Origin of the sequence: Fibrobacter sp. (assembly GCA_024398965.1) — a bacterium.
GTDB lineage: Bacteria > Fibrobacterota > Fibrobacteria > Fibrobacterales > Fibrobacteraceae > Fibrobacter.
In genome coordinates, this window is the sequence record JAKSIF010000108.1 from 1 (window position 1) to 2,574 (window position 2,574).

The window sequence follows — 2,574 nt, forward strand, 5'->3', positions numbered from 1 at the left end:
TAGCGTTTTCAAATGTACCACCTCAGAAGTGGTTGCTTTAAGGTTCTGCAAAGTTATTATTTTTATTTGTTTTTGCGTCTCATTGAGTCGCCTTTCAGTTCAATGCGAGTGGCGTTAGCCAGGAGCCTGTCCATTATGGCATCGGCAAGCGTAGGTTCATTGATGTAGTCGTACCATTTTGCAATGGGCAGCTGCGACGTCACGATTACGGATTTCCGTTGATAGCAGTCCTCAAGGATCTGCAGCAAGGCAAGCCGCGAGTTATTATCGAGCGGCTGCAAGCCGAAGTCATCGAAGATGACGAGGTCATTGCGTTCGATATGATTGATGACCTTCAACATGCTTCCGTCAAGTTTAGCGAGCGCGATGCGCTCGATGAACTTGTTCATTGAGAAGTACTCCACGCGATGCCCCATGAAGCAGGCCTGGCGGCCTATGGCACAGGCAAGGAACGACTTGCCACAGCCAGTCTTGCCGTCAATGAGGATGTTCTCGGCTCTGCCGATGAAGCTGCAGTCCATGATTTTTAGAAGTGTCTCTTTTGTGAGGTTCCTTTCCTTGGTGCAGATTACATCTTCAAAGACTGCGTTGTACCTGAGCTTGCTTGTCTTCAGATACATTTCGGTTCTGCGCTGGTTGCGGTACTGGTTTTCTGCTTCAGCCAGCTTTGCGACAAACTGATCCAGTGTCGGCCATTCGTTTACTGGCAGCGTCTGAAGAGCCTTGTAGCATTCAGCCATGCCCTTCAGCTTGAGTTCCTCCAACTGGAGGATTGTTTCTTGAGTGTTCATTTGATTGACGTATTTTGTGTGCCAGTTGTTTTATTATCGATATGCCTCCGCTCCTCTCACATTGTCGTTCTCGGGGATATATGAGAAGAGACCGTGCAAGTCCGGTGAAGGAGCCTTATCAAGGTTGTTTGCGAGGATAGACTTGACGCTTTTGTAGCTTGATGCGGTTTTGGGCTCGATTCTCCTGCATGCTGCTTCGAGCCGTGCCTCTCCATAAGTGTTGGCAAGGCGCAGCAGCCCCTGACAGGCTCTGTAAGACTGCTGTACAAAGAGAGCGGAAGTGAGTATGTTGTTTATCACGGCCGTCGTTTCAGGGCCGATTTGGCGGGCCTTTTTCAGGAAGTATGCAGCATTGAACTCCTTGGTCTCAGCATAGGCCCTGTGATTGGCCGGCATATGTTCCGGAACGGTTGTGTAACCGTCGTGCCACATCCTGCGGTGTGTCGCAATGCGCTTCATATCGACCCAGACTTCGACAGTGTCGGCATCATAGACGACCTTGGCCTTCTTGCCTACATATTGGTAAGGAACACTGTAGAAGCGATTCCGGTCTATCTGGAAGTGATATGTGCTGTTTATCTCTATCTGTTTTTCGTATTTGAAGTGATACGGCTCGACAGGGAGAGGAAGGAGATATGGCAGTTCCTCCGTCTCGAACTTCTGCCGGCGGCTGTATGTCCTGCCCTTCATGATTTCGTTGTTGTACTGGTCGTTCAACTCCATCAGACGGGCGTTAAGTTCATCTATTGATGTCCATGTTTCGTTATAGACTCGACTGTAGTAGTATTTGTACACCTGATTCACAAGGCTCTCTGCCGGGCCTTTGTCGCGAGGTTTGCGACTGCGGCATCCGGACATGTCCGTTCCGTAATGCAGGCTCCACTGCTGGGCGGCCTCATTCAGAGCAGGCTCGTATCTGTCATATTTCTTCACCCACTGGGTCATGTTGTCTGTCTTGGATATCTCAGGGACTCCACCGAAGTACGTCAATGCCTTTGATAATGCAGCGAAAAAGAACTCCATCTTGGTTGACAGCATCGCTATCGCGAAGCTCATCATTGAGAACGGAAGCACACAGACGAGGACTATCGCCTTTACGCATTCTCCCGTACTCCTGTCTGCAAGCACCCACAGCGGATCTCCGGCAAAGTCGAACTGCATTTCCTTTGCAGCCTCATAGACATTGTGATACTTGTAGTCGTGAGCCTTTTCATACTCCTGGATTATCAGCTTGAACTGCGTGTAGCCGTATGGATTGTCCGTCGCCTTGCAATACTCCTCGTACAGAACGTCGTACGTCATATACTTCCGTTTCATGCTTTGGGCATAGCTCTCGACATTTTCCTGCATGAAAGCATATTTGTCAGCATCACGGCTCCTGTGGCCGTCTCCCTTGGATAGGAGATTGTGCAGTTCCGCATCTTCCATCTGCAGAAGTTCCTGCATCGACTTTCCGGACTGTTCCGCCCGCTCCTTGTATGGGCGAAGTGACGTCCGGCTGATACCGAGCCTGCGCTCGATTTCCCTTAACGGTGTTCCTTTTGCGAACTCCCGGATGATTACCCTTAAGTCTGTCATCGTTGCTTTTCTGTTTGCCATATCTTTGTGGTATTTGTTTTCCTACCACAAAGGTACTTGCTTAACTCAAAGCAACCCTTCTGTTGTCTGCCTCACAACCGGCACTTGTTCATCGGCTTCAGGTGGTACATTTGAAAACGCTACAGACGGTACATTTCATTCCGCTACAGCTGGTACATTTGTTTCCGCTATGCCCGGTACATTT

The 2,574-nt window shown here is 49.5% G+C and carries 2 protein-coding genes; both read right to left on the reverse strand.

The window, feature by feature from the left end:
- Positions 1–62: 62 nt before the first annotated feature.
- Positions 63–791: an IS21-like element helper ATPase IstB gene (gene istB / locus MJZ26_14825; protein ID MCQ2107050.1), complete on the reverse strand. Its 729-nt coding sequence runs from the start codon at positions 789–791 to the stop codon at positions 63–65.
- 33 nt (positions 792–824) lie between these two features.
- Positions 825–2,390, reverse strand: coding sequence for an IS21 family transposase (istA, locus tag MJZ26_14830; GenBank protein ID MCQ2107051.1), 1,566 nt, complete (start codon positions 2,388–2,390; stop codon positions 825–827).
- Positions 2,391–2,574 lie beyond the last annotated feature (184 nt).

Bases quoted from the DNA above. Each gene is read 5' to 3' on its own strand.
- istB (MCQ2107050.1), bottom strand. From the start codon at position 791: ATGAACACTCAAGAAACAATCCTCCAGTTGGAGGAACTCAAGCTGAAG.
- istA (MCQ2107051.1), bottom strand. From the start codon at position 2,390: ATGGCAAACAGAAAAGCAACGATGACAGACTTAAGGGTAATCATCCGG.